The sequence below is a fragment of the Vibrio sp. B172a genome (genome assembly GCF_030248355.1).
In the GTDB taxonomy this organism is placed as follows: domain Bacteria; phylum Pseudomonadota; class Gammaproteobacteria; order Enterobacterales; family Vibrionaceae; genus Vibrio; species Vibrio owensii.
In genome coordinates this window covers 47,125-67,126 of the sequence record NZ_JAHGAC010000005.1, presented here as the reverse complement: position 1 = coordinate 67,126, position 20,002 = coordinate 47,125, and the positions used below count along the sequence as shown (strand labels likewise).

General features: G+C 45.8%; 21 protein-coding genes. 13 read left to right on the top strand and 8 right to left on the bottom strand.

The genetic code is table 11. From position 1 onward, the window contains the following. The first annotated feature begins 121 nt into the window (after nucleotides 1-121). Nucleotides 122-760, top strand: coding sequence for a peptide-methionine (S)-S-oxide reductase MsrA (msrA, locus tag KIT90_RS06745; RefSeq protein WP_285375950.1), 639 nt, complete (start codon nucleotides 122-124; stop codon nucleotides 758-760). A 49-nt stretch (nucleotides 761-809) separates the two neighbouring features. Here msrA and KIT90_RS06740 read toward each other — a convergent pair whose 3' ends face one another. Continuing rightward, the gene (locus KIT90_RS06740) at nucleotides 810-1,010 is read right to left on the bottom strand and encodes a DUF1107 domain-containing protein (RefSeq protein ID WP_009707816.1); all 201 of its coding nucleotides are present in this window, start codon (nucleotides 1,008-1,010) and stop codon (nucleotides 810-812) included. Between the two features lie 216 nt (nucleotides 1,011-1,226). Between KIT90_RS06740 and KIT90_RS06735 the strand changes: the two genes are divergently transcribed. The 7 genes from KIT90_RS06735 (at nucleotide 1,227) to KIT90_RS06705 (ending at nucleotide 6,841) form a co-directional block, all read left to right on the top strand. Next, nucleotides 1,227-1,778 carry a YtfJ family protein gene (locus tag KIT90_RS06735; RefSeq protein ID WP_009707817.1) on the top strand — a complete coding sequence of 184 codons (552 nt, stop codon included), beginning with the start codon at nucleotides 1,227-1,229 and terminating at the stop codon, nucleotides 1,776-1,778. Between the two features lie 176 nt (nucleotides 1,779-1,954). Continuing rightward, entirely contained in the window at nucleotides 1,955-2,254 is a 300-nt protein-coding gene (locus KIT90_RS06730) for a DUF2607 family protein (RefSeq protein WP_005437348.1), read from the top strand. A 99-nt stretch (nucleotides 2,255-2,353) separates the two neighbouring features. Further along, a complete protein-coding gene (locus tag KIT90_RS06725; RefSeq protein WP_285375947.1) occupies nucleotides 2,354-3,061 on the top strand; it encodes a DUF2796 domain-containing protein in 708 nt (235 codons plus the stop codon). 52 nt (nucleotides 3,062-3,113) lie between these two features. Then, nucleotides 3,114-3,842, top strand: coding sequence for an ABC transporter ATP-binding protein (locus KIT90_RS06720; RefSeq protein ID WP_285375946.1), 729 nt, complete (start codon nucleotides 3,114-3,116; stop codon nucleotides 3,840-3,842). After that, nucleotides 3,839-5,098, top strand: a complete 1,260-nt coding sequence (locus tag KIT90_RS06715; protein ID WP_005437344.1) for an ABC transporter permease — start codon at nucleotides 3,839-3,841, stop codon at nucleotides 5,096-5,098. Before KIT90_RS06720 ends, KIT90_RS06715 begins: the two co-directional genes overlap by 4 nt. Nucleotides 5,099-5,101: 3 nt before the next feature. Continuing rightward, a complete protein-coding gene (locus KIT90_RS06710; RefSeq protein WP_009707821.1) occupies nucleotides 5,102-5,596 on the top strand; it encodes a DUF3299 domain-containing protein in 495 nt (164 codons plus the stop codon). 339 nt (nucleotides 5,597-5,935) lie between these two features. Next, on the top strand, nucleotides 5,936-6,841 hold the full coding sequence (locus KIT90_RS06705; protein WP_285375943.1) for a TIGR03899 family protein: 906 nt from the start codon (nucleotides 5,936-5,938) through the stop codon (nucleotides 6,839-6,841). A gap of 90 nt (nucleotides 6,842-6,931) precedes the next feature. On the opposite strand, the gene cysC is transcribed toward KIT90_RS06705, so the two are convergent. The 5 genes from cysC to cobA form a co-directional block, all read right to left on the bottom strand. Next, the gene (gene cysC, locus KIT90_RS06700) at nucleotides 6,932-7,549 is read right to left on the bottom strand and encodes an adenylyl-sulfate kinase (RefSeq protein ID WP_285375942.1); all 618 of its coding nucleotides are present in this window, start codon (nucleotides 7,547-7,549) and stop codon (nucleotides 6,932-6,934) included. Between the two features lie 24 nt (nucleotides 7,550-7,573). Continuing rightward, nucleotides 7,574-9,298 carry an SLC13 family permease gene (locus KIT90_RS06695; protein ID WP_045415380.1) on the bottom strand — a complete coding sequence of 575 codons (1,725 nt, stop codon included), beginning with the start codon at nucleotides 9,296-9,298 and terminating at the stop codon, nucleotides 7,574-7,576. Nucleotides 9,299-9,508: 210 nt separating this feature from the next. Beyond that, nucleotides 9,509-10,939 (bottom strand): sulfate adenylyltransferase subunit CysN, encoded by a 1,431-nt coding sequence (gene cysN / locus KIT90_RS06690; protein ID WP_285375939.1) that lies wholly within the window; start codon nucleotides 10,937-10,939, stop codon nucleotides 9,509-9,511. A gap of 18 nt (nucleotides 10,940-10,957) precedes the next feature. Beyond that, nucleotides 10,958-11,866, bottom strand: a complete 909-nt coding sequence (gene cysD, locus KIT90_RS06685; RefSeq protein WP_005430587.1) for a sulfate adenylyltransferase subunit CysD — start codon at nucleotides 11,864-11,866, stop codon at nucleotides 10,958-10,960. A 59-nt stretch (nucleotides 11,867-11,925) separates the two neighbouring features. After that, a complete protein-coding gene (gene cobA / locus KIT90_RS06680; RefSeq protein WP_285375937.1) occupies nucleotides 11,926-12,801 on the bottom strand; it encodes a uroporphyrinogen-III C-methyltransferase in 876 nt (291 codons plus the stop codon). A 275-nt stretch (nucleotides 12,802-13,076) separates the two neighbouring features. On the opposite strand from cobA, the gene cpdB reads away from it, so the two are divergent. From cpdB to KIT90_RS06665, 3 genes are all read left to right on the top strand, one after another. After that, nucleotides 13,077-15,038, top strand: coding sequence for a 2',3'-cyclic-nucleotide 2'-phosphodiesterase (cpdB, locus tag KIT90_RS06675; RefSeq protein ID WP_285375935.1), 1,962 nt, complete (start codon nucleotides 13,077-13,079; stop codon nucleotides 15,036-15,038). Nucleotides 15,039-15,135: 97 nt separating this feature from the next. Continuing rightward, nucleotides 15,136-15,711, top strand: coding sequence for a Crp/Fnr family transcriptional regulator (locus tag KIT90_RS06670; protein ID WP_005437326.1), 576 nt, complete (start codon nucleotides 15,136-15,138; stop codon nucleotides 15,709-15,711). Between the two features lie 205 nt (nucleotides 15,712-15,916). Next, nucleotides 15,917-16,264, top strand: coding sequence for a hypothetical protein (locus KIT90_RS06665; RefSeq protein WP_009707828.1), 348 nt, complete (start codon nucleotides 15,917-15,919; stop codon nucleotides 16,262-16,264). A 60-nt stretch (nucleotides 16,265-16,324) separates the two neighbouring features. On the opposite strand, the gene dbpA is transcribed toward KIT90_RS06665, so the two are convergent. After that, a complete protein-coding gene (gene dbpA, locus KIT90_RS06660) occupies nucleotides 16,325-17,704 on the bottom strand; it encodes an ATP-dependent RNA helicase DbpA (protein WP_039984677.1) in 1,380 nt (459 codons plus the stop codon). Between the two features lie 146 nt (nucleotides 17,705-17,850). Between dbpA and KIT90_RS06655 the strand changes: the two genes are divergently transcribed. Both KIT90_RS06655 and KIT90_RS06650 read left to right on the top strand, forming a co-directional pair. Next, on the top strand, nucleotides 17,851-18,303 hold the full coding sequence (locus KIT90_RS06655; RefSeq protein WP_285375932.1) for a GNAT family N-acetyltransferase: 453 nt from the start codon (nucleotides 17,851-17,853) through the stop codon (nucleotides 18,301-18,303). Next, nucleotides 18,304-19,164: a DMT family transporter gene (locus KIT90_RS06650; protein WP_285375930.1), complete on the top strand. Its 861-nt coding sequence runs from the start codon at nucleotides 18,304-18,306 to the stop codon at nucleotides 19,162-19,164. 62 nt (nucleotides 19,165-19,226) lie between these two features. Here the strand turns inward: KIT90_RS06650 and KIT90_RS06645 are convergent, their stop codons facing one another. Next, nucleotides 19,227-19,823 (bottom strand): LysM-like peptidoglycan-binding domain-containing protein, encoded by a 597-nt coding sequence (locus KIT90_RS06645; protein WP_033005517.1) that lies wholly within the window; start codon nucleotides 19,821-19,823, stop codon nucleotides 19,227-19,229. Nucleotides 19,824-20,002 lie beyond the last annotated feature (179 nt).

Sequence of the window (20,002 nt, the reverse complement as noted above, 5' to 3'; positions counted from 1 at the left end):
CCAATTAAAGGCTAAGTCTGTAATATTAATAGGTTTACTACGGTCTATGTCATCACAACATCATATTCAGACTGAATAAAATAATTCGCAAAATTAAGACACGTATTGAAGGACAAATACCATGCTCAACAAACAGACAATGATCAGTATAGAAGATGCACTGCCTGGTCGAGAGGCATCAATGCAAATCGATGACACTCATTTTGTAAATCAATCGAGTTTAACGGCTCAGCCACAATCTCACCAACAGCAACTTTTATTCGGAATGGGCTGCTTTTGGGGCGCTGAACGCCTGTTTTGGCAACTTGAAGGCGTCGTATCAACATCCGTCGGTTACGCAGGTGGCTACACAAAAAATCCCACTTACGATGAAGTTTGTACAGGCAAAACAGGTCATACCGAAGTGGTTCGCGTCGTATTCGACGAGCGCATTATTTCTCTGGAGCAATTACTGGCAACGTTTTGGGAAAGACACGACCCTACGCAAGGGATGCGCCAAGGTAACGATTTAGGAACTCAGTACCGCTCTGCAATTTATACCTACTCGCCAGAACAGCAAGATGCGGCAGAAAAATCGAAAATCCAATATCAACAAGCGTTGCAAGAAGATCAGCGAGCGGCAATCACGACGGAAATCCAAGCAGCGGGCCCTTATTACTTTGCAGAAACCTACCACCAGCAATATCTAGCAAAAAATCCAAACGGTTATTGTGGATTGGGCGGCACAGGTGTTTGCTTCCCACCGAGCCTTCAAGGTTAATCCGAAACGAAAAAGAGCGACGAAAGTCGCTCTTTTACAAATCTTGTCATTATACCGGGAGCGATAATATCGCTTGGTTTACTTCTCTAAATACAGAGAGTTGTTTGGGGTTTTTGACGTCAGGTAATAGTACTTTGCCGTTATCAAAACGGAACTCACCCACACCTGCAATTGAAAACTGACCTTTGAATAAAGTCTTAACGAAACGCGCCACCTGACGTGGACGGTAAACAGCAAACTCACGTAGCATAACCAACCTCAACATCCTTTTGAGAAAACACTGATTGCTCTTTCCTTGGCAACCTTTTATGCGCAATTTGCGACGTGGTTCATTCTATCAAATTTCAACGTTAACGCAACAATATTAGACATCATACGTTAAAGAATTGTTATAAACGGTTCTACATTTTTATGCACTGTAAGTATATACTTGGGAAGTCTCACAACCCATATGGAACATAACAATATGAAAACTAAGACTCTCCTCCCTCTTTTCCTTGCTCTTACTCCGGGTCTAGCGCTTGCTCACAACCTGTCTCTTGGAGAGAGTGTACCCGCAGCAAAAGTTGATGCTTACGGTGAAATCGTACTGCAAGGTGAAGGTGTGGCTTACCAACCTTGGGCAACTCAACAGATGCTAGGTAAGGTCCGAGTTATTCAGGCTATTGCAGGACGCAGCAGCTCAAAAGAAATGAATGCACCATTGATGGTCGCACTTACTGACGCAAAATTCCCAGCAGACGCTTACCAAACCACAACCATCATCAATCAAGATGATGCAGTTTGGGGAACAGGCTCGTTTGTAAAGTCTTCAGCACAAGACAGCAAACAAGAATTTCCTTGGTCTTCTATGGTTCTGGATGAAAACGGTGTAGTGGCAAGCTCTTGGGCCCTAAAAGAAGAAAGCTCTGCAATCATTGTGCAAGATAAACAAGGTAAAGTGTTGTTCATCAAAGAAGGCGCGCTAACTCCTGATGAAATCACGCAAGTACTTGGACTTATCAAACAAAACATCTAGCTGTTTTACGCTCCTTGCCACACTTGGCAGGGAGCCACTTCCTTATCTCTCCCAGATTACTCTTCTCATAAGCACTTCTTTCACCAAAGATAATTTGCTCTGCACTAACAAAAGAGTGAACTTTTAGCGAAAATGGATGTTATATTATAACACCAAGTATCATTTCGGGCTTTAAGATGCACTATCGCTGGCTAGCAACCACACATCATTGGCGTCGCACTGTTGTCTTGCTCAGTGTTGCGTTACTGATCGTATGGAATTTCGCTACCATTGCCCATGAACTTGACCTAATTCCAGAACATCACAGCCACCATCACTGCCAAATGTTTGCAGGAGCTCATCATGGTCTGGTTAAGGCTCTACCAGAAATTCTCGCTCCAACGTATCAACGTTCAACGCATTCTGACGTTATCGAAAAGCACTTAAATGTCAGTGATGTGCGCTACACAGCACGTGCGCCGCCGATATTTGCTTAAACTTAAGAAGTCCCCATACTAGAAACAAAACTGGTTGCTAACCTCATGATTTAATTCAGCAACCACAGCAAAATAATTAAGCAAATTAGGAAAAAGAAAATGCCATCTAAACACGCTCTAGCTCTTGTTATCGGCCTATCACTAGCAGCAACTGCTAACGCAGAAGAATACCGTCAGCACGAAGCGCACGTTCACGGTCACGTAGAATTCAATATTGCTCAAGACGGTAAAGACCTATTGATTGAAATCACTTCTCCGGGCGCTGACGTAGTGGGCTTTGAACACGCACCAGAAAATGCAGAGCAAGAGCAAGCACTTAAACAAGCGATTGCTGCGCTAAAAGATACAGACAAGCTATTTGCTATCAACCAACAAGCAAAATGTGTGATTGAAGATGTTCATGTCTCTCACACACTAGGCCAAGATTCTCACGAGGGTCATGACCACCATGATAATGAAGGCCACGACCACGATAAGCATGACCACGAAGGTCACGATCATGACAAACATGACCACGACCATGATCACGAGCACAAAGGTCATGATCATGATGAGCATGCGCATGATGACCATGACGGCCATGAGCACCACGATCACGAAGGTCACGATCATGAACACGGCGGCCACGGTGAGTTTACTGTTGAATACCGTTACCACTGTGATTCAGTCGCAGACCTAAACAGCATTGATACAACTTGGTTCAAGCAGTTCCCAGCGACAGAATCAATCAGCGCAAACCTATTCACTGACACCACTCAGTCAGCGACAACGTTGAACAAAGGCAACACAAAGATCGCAATTAAATAACTCACATGGCGTGTGAGTGCTTACTCACACGCCATTGCTTTGGTAATTTATTATGACTGAAACCACGTCAAACGTTGTTGAGCTTGCTAACGCCCAGTTTGTCTGGCCCGGCTCTGAAAACGCGACCATTAATATTCCACACTTACACATCGCTCAAGGTGAGCATGTCTTTATCAAAGGCCCTAGCGGCTGTGGTAAATCGACTCTGCTTGCCCTACTAACTGGAATCAATACTCTTACATCGGGTTCTCTGTCTGTACTTGATACCGATCTTGCAAGTTTAAGAGCAAGTCAAAGAGACAAATTTCGTGCCGATCACATTGGTTATATCTTCCAACAATTCAATTTGTTGCCTTACTTGAATGTGATCGAAAACGTCCTAATCCCATGCCAATTCAGCAAAATTCGCCGAGATCGCGTTGCACCAAACGCTTCGACTGCAAAGCTTGAAGAGCAAGCAACATCACTGCTAGAACGTTTGCATCTTCCGAAAGCACTGCACCATAAGCCTGTCTCTGAGCTGAGCATTGGCCAGCAACAACGCGTTGCAGCTGCCCGCGCACTGATCGGCCAACCTGAACTGGTGATTGCTGACGAGCCAACTTCAGCATTGGACCATGACAACCGCAAAGCGTTTATTGAGTTACTGATGGAACAGGCCAATCTTGCCAAAGCCACATTGGTTTTTGTTAGCCATGATCCAACTCTGGAATCTCTCTTCCACAGAACACTAAACTTGCCTGAAATCAATCAAGCGCAAACCCTAGGAGCCGCATCATGAGTGCCGTAGTAAAGCTCGCTTGGAAAAGCCTGATGAACCGCAAAGCGACGGCGATTCTTACCATCATGACCGTCGCGATTTCTGTTGTCCTTCTGTTAGGCGTAGAGCGAATTCGCACTCAAGCCAAAGACAGTTTTGCCAACACCATTTCTGGTACTGATTTAATTGTCGGCGGGCGTTCAGGGCAGGTAAACCTGCTGCTGTACTCGGTTTTCAGAATCGGCAACGCAACCAACAACATTGACTGGAAAAGCTATGAAGAATTTGCCAATCACCGAGCAGTTGACTGGGCGATTCCTATTTCATTGGGTGATTCCCATAAAGGCTTCCGAGTCATGGGGACCAATCACAGCTATTTCGAACATTACAAGTACGGAAGTAAGCAACCACTAACTTTCTCTGAAGGTCGAGAATTCAACGGTTTATTCGAAACGGTTCTAGGTTCTGATGTCGCCAAAAAGCTGGGCTATAAAATCGGTAGTGAGATCATCATTGCCCATGGCATCAGCGATGTTGGCTTTAGCCGCCATGACAATTTGCCGTTTAAAGTCGTCGGTATTCTTGCACCAACAGGCACACCCGTCGACAAAACCGTCCACGTCTCATTGGAAGCAATTGAAGCGATACATGTCGGTTGGGAAAGTGGCGCTCGCCTCGGTCCAACACCGAGCGCAGAAGAGCTCAAGGCAAGAGACTTCCAGCCTAAGCAAATTACTGCGATGTTGATCGGCTTGAAATCGCGCATTCAAACCTTCGCCTTACAGCGACAAATTAACACCTATCCGCAAGAGCCGCTTAGCGCCATCATGCCGGGTGTCGCCCTACACGAATTGTGGGGAATGATGTCTATTGCTGAGCAAGCGCTAATGGCAGTATCAGGGTTTGTCGTGGTCGCAGGCTTATTGGGGATGTTGAGCAGTCTACTCACTAGCTTACAAGAACGTCGCCGAGAAATGGCCATCCTACGAGCAATGGGAGCAAGACCAAAACACGTGTTCTCTTTGCTGATCAGCGAAGCAAGCTTACTGACATTTGCAGGCATCATTGTTGGGGTCGCGGGTTTGTATTCTATGCTTGCCCTCTTGCAACCGATAATCCAACAAAGTTATGGTATACACCTAACATTAACGGCACTGTCGCCGTATGAATGGATGTTGCTTGGCTTTGTGCAGTGCGCAGGCATTGTGATTGGCTTCATCCCTGCATTCCGTGCTTACCGACAATCGCTCAGTGATGGAATGACAATTAGGATTTAGTAAATGTGGAAAAAGATACTCGCTAGCTGCTTGCTACTGATTTCGTTCACTGCGCCAGTATTGGCAAGTGATGAACCGTTGAAACTCGACTGGATTGACCTAGTCCCTGAGAATGAGCGCAAGATGTTCGACAGCGTAGGTATGCCTGCGACTGACCACACCGGTGGCGCGGCATTACAGTCAAAGATTGGTAATGTTCGTCCAGAACTGAACGGCAGTAAGGTAAAAATCCCTGGCTTTGTGATCCCATTAGAAGGTGATGCGAATACAGTGACGGAATTTTTGCTGGTGCCATATTTTGGCGCTTGTATCCACGTTCCACCACCGCCACCAAACCAGATCATTTACGTGAAGTTTCCGAAAGGAGCGCCAGTACAAGAGTTGTGGGATGTCATTTATGTCGTGGGGACATTAAAGACCGAGACCATAGAACATGAACTGGCAGAAACGGCCTACGTGATTGATGGCTCAGCAATTGAAGCCTACGATGACATGTAGTTTGTAGCTCAATGAGCTCGTATAGCTGATTAAGTAGATACACCAAGGCGTCGATTCGGCGCCTTTTTTCTTTCTGCTAGTTACACAATGTAGCGCGACAAATACGCTAATACACCAACATATAAAACCAAAAGTAGCGCTATCGACAGGTGCTTTCTCAGTTTGCTTACGTCTGAATATTTCATCACCCCTCCAAAATAACGATAACAATTTTAACAACTCATTATCATTTTGAATAGCCTTTATTCTGTCAATTTCAAGACATGCCTCTCTGGTCGAGAAAACAGGAAAGGTGTAAATTTAAACAAGCGCTAATCGCCAGTCTTGGTAGGAAATGAAATGGCAGAACCAACAAAGCAACCTGTTGTTATCGAACACGAACCCACACAACAAAAACATACTCACCATGAAAAGAAGTCTGGCTACATTAAAGACAGTGCAAGCCGTGTTCAAAGCATTGCCCAAATCTACGGGCTAGACGCATTGTTGCAAAGTGATCCTCCAGCCAAAACCGCAATTGAGCGAGCTCAATTAAGAGAACAACGCCGCCAAGAACAAAGACAGAAGAACTTAGAGCAGATCCTCAAACTGGCACACAGCTCGTGTCGAGATGAGACCGCAGGTGAACCTGACCAAGACTGGTTGTATCGATTTTTCGATATGGCTCAGGACATCCACAACAGCTCGATGCAAAAACTCTGGGCTCAAGTTATGAAACGCGAAGTCACCAACCCCGGTTCAACTTCGATGAAAGCACTTAAAGTGCTGAAAGACATGTCGCCGAGAGAAGCCCAAACTCTGCAACGTGCCGCGACGTTAGCGTGCAGTTTTGGTGGTGATTCAAGTAGAAAACTGTTGATTGGCTACAAAGCGCATGGCGGAATATTCAGTTTTGGCAAACGCGATACCACCAGCAATCTCAACATGGGTAGCTTCCAACTTCCTTATTCAAGTTTGTTAGTGTTGATTGAATTGGGGCTACTACACAGTACCGAATTAGAGTCTGGCGAAATTGGTATTGAAACGCCTTTGATGCTCAGCTACCAAGGTAAGAATTTGTCATTACAGGTGAATACAAAAGGTGTGCGTCTGCTTTACTACCGCTTTACTCCGACAGGTAATGAGTTGTGTAAGCTGCTTGGTAACAAACCTAACAATCAATACTATGACCAGATGCTAGCGCTTCTAAATCAAAGATTTAGCGTTCATAGTGAAGCAAAACCCACAGTAAACCACACCGTTTAGTACATAAAAAAGAGCTTTTGGTCACCTATGATCCAAAAGCTCTTTTAACTGCTCAGTGACTTTTTGGCCACCCATGATCCAAATGCTTTTTTATCGGATCACACCACGTTGTTTAAGGTCGATTAAACACAACTCCACCAGCTCTTCGACACTCTTTTCACCCGCTGGCAAATCAATTTCTGGGGTTGCTGGAGCTTGGTATTCAGAGTCAATACCTGTGAAATTCGGGATTTCTCCTGCGCGTGCTTTCTTGTACAAGCCTTTCGGGTCACGGTCTTCACACACTTCTAAAGACGCATTGACGAACACTTCAATAAACTCCCCCTCAGGCAGTAGGTCACGCACCAATTGACGCTCTGCACGATGAGGAGAAATGAACGCAGACAGAACAATCAAACCCGCGTCTGCCATCAGCTTCGCCAGCTCACCAATGCGACGAATGTTCTCGCGACGGTCTTGCTCAGAAAAGCCTAAGTCGCTGCACAAGCCATGACGCACATTGTCGCCATCGAGCAAATAAGTGTGGTAACCCAGTTCGGCTAAGCGATTTTCCAATGCACCTGCCACCGTTGATTTACCCGCGCCAGATAGCCCAGTAAACCAAAGTACTGCAGGCTTCTGTTTTTTTAATCCAGCACGAAACTGTTTATCAACCGAGTGCTGATGCCAAACGATGTTTTCATCTTTTACCGGAGTTTCGGCAGTCATAACGTATCCTTGTAAATTTACAGATTAAAACGGAAAGAAGACCGGAATCAGCGTCAGTACTAGCACTGAATACACGATAGAAATCGGCACGCCAATTCGCACATAATCGGTCAATTTGTAATTCCCTACGCTGTATACCAATAAGTTGGTTTGATATCCGTAAGGAGAAATAAAACTGGCACTGGCGCCAAACAGCACCGCCATAATGAAAGGCATTGGATCAACGCCATAACCTACCGCCATGCTATAGCCAATAGGGAAAGACAGCGCTGCCGCAGCGTTGTTAGTGACAAGCTCGGTTAACACCAGAGTCATGATGTAAGTGGCAACCAACGCACCAAACACACCCCACCCATTAAAGGCTTCAATAAACATATCGCCCATTCGCACCGATAAACCGGACGAAATCATCAACTGTGCAATAGATAACGCTGAGCCAACAATCACCACAATATCAATTGGGAAACGACGACGAAGTTCAGACAGTTGAATCACGCCAAAGGCAAGCAGTGCTATCAAATAAGCCGCCAAACCTTTGATAATAGGGACAAGATCCAACAACGCACAGCCAATCACTGCCGCAAAGCCAAACAGTACTAGAGCGGATTTATTCGAGTCCAAGCGCGCGCTGGAATCCAGATCGTTGACTAAAACAAACTCTTTTCGGTGCGCACGTCGCTCTGCCTCAAATCGTTTGCCGGGAACCAAGACCAATGTATCACCCGCCGCTAAAGTAATATTACCTAAGCCACCTTCAAGGCGCTCATGACCACGACGGATCGCTACGACTACCGCATCAAATCGGTCACGGAAACGGCTTTCTTTAAGGGTTTTATGACAGAAGGTCGCCGATGAACTGACTACCACTTCAATAAAATTTTGACCATTGAGATGTTGATGACCAAACAGCGTTAACCCGGGAATCTCTTGTAATGTCGCCACGCTTTCTACATCACCACAAAACAGCAATCGGTCTTTGGCATTCAGTACAAAGTCAGGACCAACAGAAGAAACCGTCACACCATCGCGAATCACTTCAGCAAGGAACAATTTTCTCAGGGCACGTAGGTTATTTTCGGTAATGGTACGACCGACCAAAGGTGAACCAGGCTCAACACGAGACTCTAAGAAGTAAGGTAAGTCCTCTTGGTTTTGGTCATCGTAATTAGGTAATAGATAGCTCAGCGGGATGAGAATAAGCACACCGCCCACCAACACCGCTAAGCCAATCATGGTCGGAGTAAAGAAGCTCAAGCTTGGTAAACCGGCATCTTCAACAAAACTGTTGATGATTAAGTTGGTCGAGGTACCAATCAACGTCAACGTGCCACCAAAAATCGCCGCATAAGAAAGTGGAATCAAAAGCTTAGATGGTGCATGTTGTTGGTTGCGTTTAATCGCACCAATTAACGACACCACAACCGCCGTGTTGTTCGTGAAAGAGGAAAGTAAAGCGGTAGAAAAGCCCAACTTGGCAATCACACTACCAAGATGGCCTTCAGAAATACTGCGACTGACCCAGCTGATCAATAAGGTTTTTTCTAATGCGCTCGATGCGAGGATCAGCAGCACTAGGGTCAGAAGTGAAGAATTAGTAAAGTTTGCCGCAATGGTATTGAGCTCAATCATGCCCGCCATAAAGGCGATGAAAGCAGCTCCAGCAAATACGTAACTTGGTTTAATTTTGGTTACGAGTAAACAAGTGATAATGCCAAGCAAAATCGCTAATACAAATCCTTGTTCCCACATAGCCAATCCTTACCAATAAACCCGATACGGGCACAACAACGACTCGTGCAAACTTAGCTGCACGGAGTGACAAACGAGTAACCAGACAAAAAAGCAAAGCAAGCGAAAAAGAACGCCAGAATGCTCGGTTTCTTGGGCTTCCGGAGCATTCTGGATTCGGGGGAAATCAACCTGACGGGTTTCGCAATCCCGTCAGGCTAGGTGAGCCAATTACTTCTTCAATAACTGGCTCAGGTCTTTAGCTTCCCAATGCGGGAAGTGCTTACGAACCAAAGCATTGAGTTCAAGTTCGAACGCTGAAACATCCGCAAGACCACGCTCAACAGCCGCTAGGCTTTCTTTCACCATGCCCGCACCAACCGTTACATTGGTTAGACGATCGATGATGATGAAGCCGCCGGTATCGGCACAATCTTGGTAGTTATCCAACGCGACAGATTCGTTCAGCGACCATTCACACAAACCAATGCCGTTGAGCGGCAGTTCAGCTGCACCGTGAGTCGAAAGATTGTTGATGTCGTATTGGTGACGAATGGCTTCAACATGACCTACCGTCTTCTTACCAGCAATCTTAATGTCGTAATCACGACCCGGTTGTAGCGGTTGCTCTGTCATCCACACTACGTCAGCCAACAAGTGGTTGGTTGATTCCACTTGTGCATTTTCTAGCACCAGCAAATCACCACGACTGATGTCAATTTCGTCATTCAGCGTCAACGTCACAGCCAGACCTGCTTGTGCTTCCTGTACATCGCCATCGAAGGTCACGATACGTGCAACAGTTGAGGTTTTGCCTGATGGCAGCGCCTTGATCGCATCACCTACTTTCACCGAACCCGATGAAATCGTGCCAGCAAAACCACGGAAATCGAGGTTAGGACGGTTTACATACTGAACAGGGAAACGGAAGTCACCTTCGCCTTTATCGTGGTCAACATCCACAGTCTCAAGTAGCTCAAGCAGAGACGGACCTTCAAACCAGCTTAAGTTCTGTCCTTTCTCTACTACGTTGTCGCCTTCTAGCGCTGACAACGGAATGATTTGGATATCCGTCTCACCCGCTAGGTTTTCTGAGAACTGCAGATACTCATCACGAATCTCTTCAAAACGTTCTTGTGAGTAATCCACCAAGTCCATTTTGTTGATAGCAACAACGAAGTGTTTCAATCCCAATAGGTTAGAAATGAATGAGTGACGACGCGTTTGATCCAACACACCTTTACGTGCATCAACCAGAATCACAGCCAAATCACAGGTCGATGCACCTGTTGCCATGTTACGCGTGTACTGCTCATGCCCTGGCGTGTCAGCAATGATGAACTTACGTTTCTGCGTCGAGAAGTAACGGTAAGCCACATCAATGGTGATGCCTTGCTCGCGTTCTGCTTGTAGACCATCTACCAGCAATGCCAAATCTGGCTTTTCACCCGTGGTGCCTACGCGTTGGCTATCCGAGTGAACTGCTGCTAGCTGATCTTCATAAATTTGTTTTGAGTCGTGGAGTAAGCGACCGATTAGGGTACTTTTACCGTCATCTACCGAGCCACAAGTCAGGAATCTAAGTAACGACTTGTACTGGTGTTGTTTTAAATAGCCTTCAATACCAAGCTCGGCTAATTGAGCTTCAACTGCACTGTTCATTATCTTTCCTTAGATCCTTTAGAAGTAACCTTGACGTTTCTTAAGTTCCATCGATCCTGACTGATCGTGGTCGATCGCACGACCTTGGCGCTCACTTGAGGTTGCCACCAGCATTTCTTCGATGATGCCTGTTAGCGTGTTGGCTTCAGACTCAATCGCGCCAGTCAGCGGGTAACAACCCAAAGTACGGAAACGCACACTCTTCTCTTCAATCACTTCACCTGGTTCTAGCTTCATGCGGTCATCGTCTACCATGATCAGCATGCCATCACGCTCAACAACAGGTCGCTTGTCTGCAAGGTACAGAGGCACGATCTCGATGTTTTCTAGGTAGATGTATTGCCAGATATCCAGCTCAGTCCAGTTTGAAAGTGGGAACACACGAATGCTCTCCCCTTTGTTTACTTGACCGTTGTATGTTTTCCAAAGCTCCGGACGCTGGTTTTTCGGATCCCAGGTATGGTTCTTATCGCGGAATGAGTAAACGCGCTCTTTTGCACGTGACTTCTCTTCATCACGGCGTGCACCACCAAATGCCGCATCAAAACCGTACTTGTTCAGAGCCTGCTTCAAACCTTGAGTCTTCATGATGTCAGTATGCTTTGAAGAGCCGTGCACAAATGGGCTACAACCCATTGCTAGACCTTCTGGGTTCTTATGAACCAAAAGCTCAAAGCCGTATTTCTCAGCGGTACGATCACGAAACTCGATCATCTCGCGGAATTTCCAATCCGTATCTACGTGCAGTAGTGGGAATGGAATTTTGCCTGGGTAGAAGGCTTTACGCGCAAGATGCAACATGACTGATGAATCTTTACCAATCGAATACATCATGACTGGGTTATCGAACTCAGCAGCAACTTCGCGGATGATATGAATACTCTCCGCTTCGAGTTGTTTAAGGTGAGTTAAACGTTGTTGGTCCATGTTTTGTCTTTCCTTTTTAAGCTTGAAGGCTCATTACGTCCCTAATCTTTGGTCTGAAATTATATGGAGCTGGCAATAGCACTTTTGTTGAATTCAGTACTAGACAAAAACCAGTCCAACTTTTGAGACAGACGCACAACTTCGCCGACAACAATCAAAGACGGAGCTTGAGCTTCTTTAGATAATTCAGATAGTTGAGAAAGTTTTCCGGTGAAAACTTTTTGCTGGATTTGCGTACCGCGCTCGATGATGGCGATAGGGGTTGAGGCTGCCCTACCATGTTTGATGAGCTGATTCTGAATATAGTGTGATTTCATCAGTCCCATGTAGATCACTAAAGTCTGATTCCCGCGCGCGAGCGTCGACCAGTCCATGTCGTCACTTTCTTCTTTAAGATGACCCGTAACAAACAGTGCTGATTGCGCGTAATCACGATGCGTCAGCGGGATACCTGCATAAGCGGTCGCACCTGCAGCAGCAGTAATGCCCGGAACCACTTGAAAACGCACACCAGCATCAGCCAAAACTTCCAGCTCTTCACCACCGCGACCAAACACAAATGGATCGCCGCCTTTAATGCGCACCACTTTGTAACCTTGCTTAGCAAAGTCCACCAGCAATTGGTTGGTCTTCTCTTGCGGTACACTGTGGTGCCCAGCACGTTTACCCACGCACACCAAAATGGTTTCGCTTGGAATTAACGCCATGATCTCGTCAGACACTAGGTAGTCGTAAAGCACGACGTCAGCTTGTTGTAGGCAGTTGAGTGCTTTCAGCGTTAATAGTTCAGGGTCACCCGGCCCAGCACCAACAAGGGCAACTTCCCCCGGTTGAAGGGACTGCTTGCTGAAACGCGGAAGATCGGCAGCTTGGTTATCCGAAACCAGCCGAGGCTTGTTGATTGGGAAATTCGTTACTGAATCGTTAACTGCCATGTGCTTGCTCATCATCCATTGATATCGTTATGGATGGCATTATGGCGGTGGGTTTATATTACCGGAAATTCTAAAATTTCATTTTTTATTCAAAAAACTGCTAAGAAGCTTTTGTTAGGTCTCATTCAAAATGGTGAAAAAGGCATCACTTTGACACTTTCCTCCGCATTTAATTGCCTAATGTTCACAGTTTTCTGCATCTTGGCCTGAGCTTGCACTAATATTTGTTACATTACGCTGTACGACCCCTCTATCCCATTTAATTGGAGCACCTCATGAAAATGGCAGTTAATCCCGTATCCGTCGCAGTTTTAAGCGGTATGTTGACGCTTGCTGGCCCAGCGATGGCGGACACCATCAAGCTACGTATTATCGAAACCACCGACATTCACACCAATGTGATGGATTACGACTACTACAAAGATCAGCCTTCTCAGCAAATCGGTCTTAGCCGTGCGGCGACACTGGTTAAGCAAGCTCGTGAAGAAGCAGTGAACAGTGTTTTGGTCGACAATGGCGACTTGATTCAAGGCAGCCCGATGGGCGATTACATGGCAGCGAAAGGGATTAACGCTGGCGAAATCCACCCGGTATACAAAGCAATGAACCAGTTGGATTACGATGTGGGTAACATTGGTAACCACGAATTCAACTACGGCCTTGAGTTCCTGAAAAACTCTATCGACGGTGCGAACTTCCCTTATGTTAGTGCTAACGTTTTCGACAAGAAGACAGGCGAGCACTACTTCAAACCTTATCTAATTAAAACGCACACGTTCAAAGACACTGATGGTCAAAGCCACGAAATCAAAGTGGGTTACATCGGCTTCGTCCCGCCACAAATCATGGTATGGGATAAGAAGAATCTAGAAGGTAAAGTCTTCGCTGAAGACATCACTGAGACAGCGAAAAAGCTGGTTCCTCAGATGAAAAAAGAAGGCGCAGACGTGATTGTGGCGATTCCACACTCTGGTATTTCGACTGACCCATACAAGCTAGGCGCTGAAAACTCGGTTTACTACCTCACAGAAGTTGAAGGCATTGATGCGATTGCATTTGGTCACTCTCACGCGGTATTCCCGGGTAAAGATTTTGCCAAGCTGCAAGCTGTCGACAACGCAAAAGGCACAATTAATGGCGTAACCGCAGTAATGCCAGGTCGCTGGGGTAGCCACGTTGGCGTAATGGACTTGATGCTGAAAGAAAAAGATGGCAAGTGGCAAGTGGTTGAAGGTCAATCTGAAGCGCGCCCTATCTTCGATAAAGCTAACAAGAAATCTTTGGCAGAAGCCGATAAAGGCATCGTGGATGCACTTGTTGATGACCATAAAGGCACACGTGAATTCGTCAACCAGCCAATTGGTCAAGCAAATGATGTGATGTACAGCTTCCTAGCGCTTGTACAAGATGATCCAACGATTCAAATCGTAAACCTAGCGCAGAAAGATTACGTGGAACGCTTTATCCAAGGCGACCCAGACCTTGAAGGCATTCCAGTATTAAGCGCTGCTGCACCATTTAAAGTGGGCGGACGTAAAGACGATCCAAATGGTTTCACCGAAGTCGAGTCAGGTCAGCTGACTTTCCGTAATGCCGCAGACCTTTACCTATACCCGAATACGCTTGTAGCGATGAAGGTTAAAGGCAAAGAAGTTCATGAATGGCTAGAGTGTAGTGCAGGTCAGTTCAATCATATTGATGTTAACAGCACCAAACCTCAGTCTTTGATCAACTGGGATAGCTTCCGTACTTACAACTTCGACGTGATTGATGGTGTGAACTACCAAATCGATGTGACTCAACCACCGAAGTACGATGCGGATTGTAAAGTGATCAACCCAGATTCACAGCGTATCGTGAACCTGACTTACAACGGTAAGCCAGTTAATCCAAAACAAGACTTCATCATCGCAACTAACAACTACCGTGCTTACAGCGCAACCTTCCCAGGCACTGGTCCAGACTTCATCGCGTTTGATTCTCCAGATGAGAACCGCTCTGTAGTGGCCGCTTACATCTCTCGCATCAGTAAAGAGCAAGGCGAAGTGACACCAAGCGCGGATAACAACTGGTCATTCGCACCAATCAAATCGGATAACAAACTTGATGTTCGTTTTGAAACCTCACCAAGTGATAAAGCTGCGCAGTTCATCAAAGAGAAAGGGCAATACCCGATGAAACGTGTCGCAACTGACGAAGTTGGTTTCGCGATTTACCAAATCGACCTGAATAAATAAGGTAAGTTTGGCAGTGATTCTAAGCGGCTCTCATGAGCCGCTTTTTTGTTGTCAGTAAAAACCGTTAGAATGAGAAAAACCGTTTCTGAGTTATCACATGCACAGCGATCTTTTTTCTGACTTAATCAATCATGGCTTCCTCGAAGATGAAGCGAATCAGCTAATTGAACATGGGCAACAGTTAGAGTTGCCAACACGCCATATTCTCAATCATCAAGGTGAATTCAGCTCGCACATCTACTTTGTGTTAGAGGGTTTATGCCATGCCAGTTATCTGACCGACAAAGGGAAGGAGTTCAGTAAAGAGTTCTACTGGGAAAAGGATTGGGTGATTGGCTTTGAAGGGCTTATTAAGAATCAGCCCTCGCCGTACTTATTAGAAACGCTGACACCTTGTCATCTGTTTTGCTTGCCGATTGAAGTGCTACACCAATGGCGTGAAGAAAAGCATCCTATCTACTTAAAGCTGCTCGAAGCGCAATTAATGCATAAAGAAAACAAAGAACGCTTTATGTTGCTCTACTCACCAGAAGAGCGTTACCAACTGTTTTGTCAGCATTATCCAGACTTAGAACAGCGTATTACCGATAGCCAGATTGCCGCTTACTTGGGGATTACCGCGATCAGTTTAAGTCGAATAAAAACCCGCTTGAAGCAGCATCACGAAAAGTAAAACTAAAATAATATTGACAAAAAACAATCACTTTCAGTAGTCACACTATTATTATTAACTAACGCTATTTGTTTGAAGTATAAGCAAAAATCTCAAATCCCATCTGGATATGCATAAGGATATACCACACCCTGCATAGCCAAGTTTCATATCACTCGCCTCACATGGCGGGCGAGTGTTTCATCATGAGTTAAGGGAAAAGATTATGTTTGGAAAACTGAAAGCCGCCGCCGGCGATGCCGCAAACAATAAAGCAGCAACACTCATAACGACACACGTAGAACCCGTAATGGAAGAAATCCAAGGCTACTCTCCGGCAGTTATCATGGAAGATGAGACCTACCAGAGCCAAGTGATTGAGCCGACGCTCGTTGCACTTCAAGCGGCTTCGTCAGGCGTGACCTCAATGCTGCCAAACTTTAATGAGAAATTTAGCGCCTGCATGTTCCACCTTCGTGGCGAACTGCTCGAACTATCAGAAGATAAAGTCGCACTGATCGACGACTTCAAACAACAGCTACCTGCAGCTGTTATGGAAGGCTTAAAGCTATAGCGGTGTACAAAAACAAAAAAACGGCTAAATCGTTAGCCGTTTTTTACTGTATTGCTGGTTTTACTTCAGCAAACGGGCACGGAATTGACGACCTTTCATCTTGCCGTTACTGATAGTTTGTAGCGCTTTCTTCGCCACTGACTTTTCTACCGCAACATAAGCACGCATTGGGAACAGGTGAATCTTACCCACTTGTGCTCCTGTGATGCCATTTTTACCCGTTAAGCAACCTAGAATGTCGCCTGCGCGCACTTTCTGCTTCTTGCCGCCATCGATGTTAATCGTCACCATCTTAGCTTGATATGGCTGCTGAGTTGATTTCGCGGGCAATGTTGCTGGAACCACGTCCATGTCTAGATACTCTTCGATACGAGCCACACGCAGGCCGTCTTTTTCACCAAAGAAGCTGAATGCTAAGCCTTTGCTGCCAGCACGACCAGTACGACCAATACGGTGAACGTGTACCTCTGGGTCACGAGACAATTCGAAGTTAAATACCGCATCTAGATTGTCAACGTCCAAACCGCGTGCCGCCACATCTGTTGCAACAAGGATCGAAACACTCTTGTTAGCAAACTGAACCAAGGCTTGGTCACGTTCGCGTTGTTCTAGATCCCCATGAAGATCGATAACACTGAATCCTTTGTGATGCAGTTCATCTGCTACATTCTGTACTTCTTTCTTCGTGTTACAGAACACCACTGCCGACTCTGGCTGGTGAGTCAGTAATAGGTTGGCCAGAGCTTCATCGCGCGCTTCTGAACCTTCTACGTTGTAAAAGTACTGCGCAATGCTCGACGTATCGTGAGTGGATTCTACTTTGATCATCTCTGGCGATTGCATAATACGTTGAGCAATCTGTTCGATTTTCTCAGGGAACGTTGCACTGAATAGTAAAGTTTGACGCTGCTTTGGCGCGGCTTCAATGATCGCATCCAGTGCATCTTGGAAGCCCATATCTAGCATACGGTCCGCTTCATCCAAAACTAGTGTGTTTAGCTCTTCTAGGTTAATGCGACCTTTCTCTAGGTGATCAAGGATACGACCTGGCGTACCTACCAGAATATGAGCGCCATGTTCTAGTGAACCAATTTGCGGTCCCATTGGCATACCACCACAGAGCGTAAGCACTTTGATGTTGTGAATACTACGGCCCAAAGTACGAATTTCTTTTGCCACCTGATCAGCCAGTTCACGCGTCGGACAAAGCACCAAAGATTGCACGCGGAAGCGTTTTACGTTCAGGTTGGATAGTACGCCAAGACCAAACGCCGCTGTTTTACCTGAGCCAGTTTTACCCTGACCAATCACATCACGCTGATTCAAAATCGCAGGTAAGCTCAACGCTTGAATTGGCGTCATATGGGTGTAGTTCAATGATTCAAGCGTCTCTAGTAGCGCTGGAGTAAGCCCTACTTGGTCAAAAGTTTGTTTGCTCACAGGGAAATATCCTCAGGTGGGATGAAAAAGAGGGCACATTATCGCCAGATTTGTCACGAAGACCAGTGAAAATTAACCATTGTTAATGAGTAATAGCAGAAAACGACGTAAAGTCAGCTGCATTCGCTTATTAATGGATATTGGAAATGATCAACTGGACTGCCCTACCTTTCTCTCAACTGACTACAACACAACTCTACGAGATGCTGCGCCTACGCGTTGATGTATTTGTGGTGGAACAAACCTGTCCATATCCAGAGCTAGACGGCAAAGATACGCTAGAAGGCGTGTATCACCTATTGGGCTATCAAGGCGATGAGCTGGTTGCCTGCGCTCGATTATTGCCTGCTGGTACCACTTACGACAATGTGAGCATCGGCCGTGTGGTCACTAAACAAAGCGCTCGCGGTGGTGGCCTTGGGCATGAACTGCTTGAACAAGCTTTACAACATTGCCAACAACTTTGGACAGGCCAAACAATCGATATCGGAGCACAAGAACATCTGATGGCTTTCTATGCGAGCCATGGCTTTGAAGTGATTTCTGAAAGCTACCTTGAAGATGGCATCCCTCATGTCGATATGCGCCGAGTAAGCTAAATGTCGCCTTACCACCTAGCACTATTCTTACTGGTGATCGGAAATTTGGCGGCATCACTCTCCGATGTCGCCGTTAAACTGATTGAAGGTGGTATTAGCCCGTTCCAATATATGTTTGTTCGCCAACTGGCTTCACTGCTGCCCATCTTACCTTTCTATCTCAGACAACAACCGGATAAACGTAGCCTGAAGCAAGCGCCTATAACGATTTTACGTGCGCACCTGATATTGATTGGCAGTGGTTGTATGATGGTTGCGGTGACTCACCTCCCTCTGGCAACTGCCAACGCGGTTTTTTACGCCGCCCCTATTCTAATGCTGCCACTATCGATATTGTTTCTTAACGAGCACCCACCTCTGAGCAAAATTCTACTAACTTGCTTCGGGTTCCTTGGTGTCTTAGTGGTATTACGGCCGGATCACTTTCATTGGGCAGCACTGTTTGCACTCGGCACGGCGAGCACACTGGCGATGTTCAATATATTGGTAAGAAAACTACCGAGCGAACAATCTGTCGTCACCACACTTTGGTGGACTACGCTGTTCTCGTTGCCTATATCCGCAATATTAGCTGGGGTTTACTGGCAATCAATAACGTGGCAAGAACTGGCATTGGTTATCGCGAGCGCGGTTTGCATCTTAAGTTATAACGGATTGGCAGTATTGGCCTATCAAAAAGCGCCTGCGGGAGAGATTGCATTAGCTGAATACTCAGGCTTAGTGTTTGTCACACTCTTTGGGATATGGTGGTTTGATGAAATTCCAGATTGGCTGACTGTTGTTGGGATAATAATGATCGTATTACCGCTTTTACCATGGAATAAAAGAAAAACACTCGCTGGAAAACAAATTAAACGTTAACAAATCAACAGACATAAAAAAGGCGCGAATCATCGCGCCTTTAGAATACTTGTTAATGAACGTTATTTGTTACGCCCAAATGTGCCATCAGATAGACGGAAGAACATCACCGACTCGCCACTTTTCTCTAGCTGAAGCATATCTAATTTTCCATCGTCAGCAAGCTTAAAGCGCACCAATTGACCTTGCTTAATGCGACTCAAAGGCTTGTCGCTGCCTTCAATTTTGACTAAGGCATTTAAATCCGCCATCGGCAGTTGGTTACTACGGAATACTTGAGCCAGGGTATCGCCATTTTTCACCGTGTATTCTTTCCACTGCTCAGATTTAGGCTCTGAGTTTTGTGCAGAGCGCTGCTCACTTAAGCTTTGCGCGTTCAACTGAATCGCAACACGTTGATTCTCTACTTGGGTGTCTTCAAGCAGTACTTCTGTATCTTTTGGTACTGGGATGATCAAAAGCACCAACACCACTGGCACCAATACCATCAGTGCACGTTGATGTAGTTTTGGAAGACGATGCCAAAACTGAGTCACAGGCTGTAATCTTTCCTGCCACTTCTCTTTATTGAATGGCTGCTTCCAATCGATAGCAGCGAACTTTTGTTTCATCAATTCGACATGGTCGACTTGCTGCTTTTTCTTTCTGCGACGATTCATTCTGATGAGTCCCTTAATACTTCTGATGTCAGTATAAAAATACCAGCGCGGAGAGTATATGTTTTTCACCAAAGTAAAATGTAATTTGGCGTAAATTAGCAGAAATTTCACTTGGAGTAAGAGATAAGTCACACCCTCTACTCCTCATAGAGACATTCGAGCGCAATCATTTAAACCTA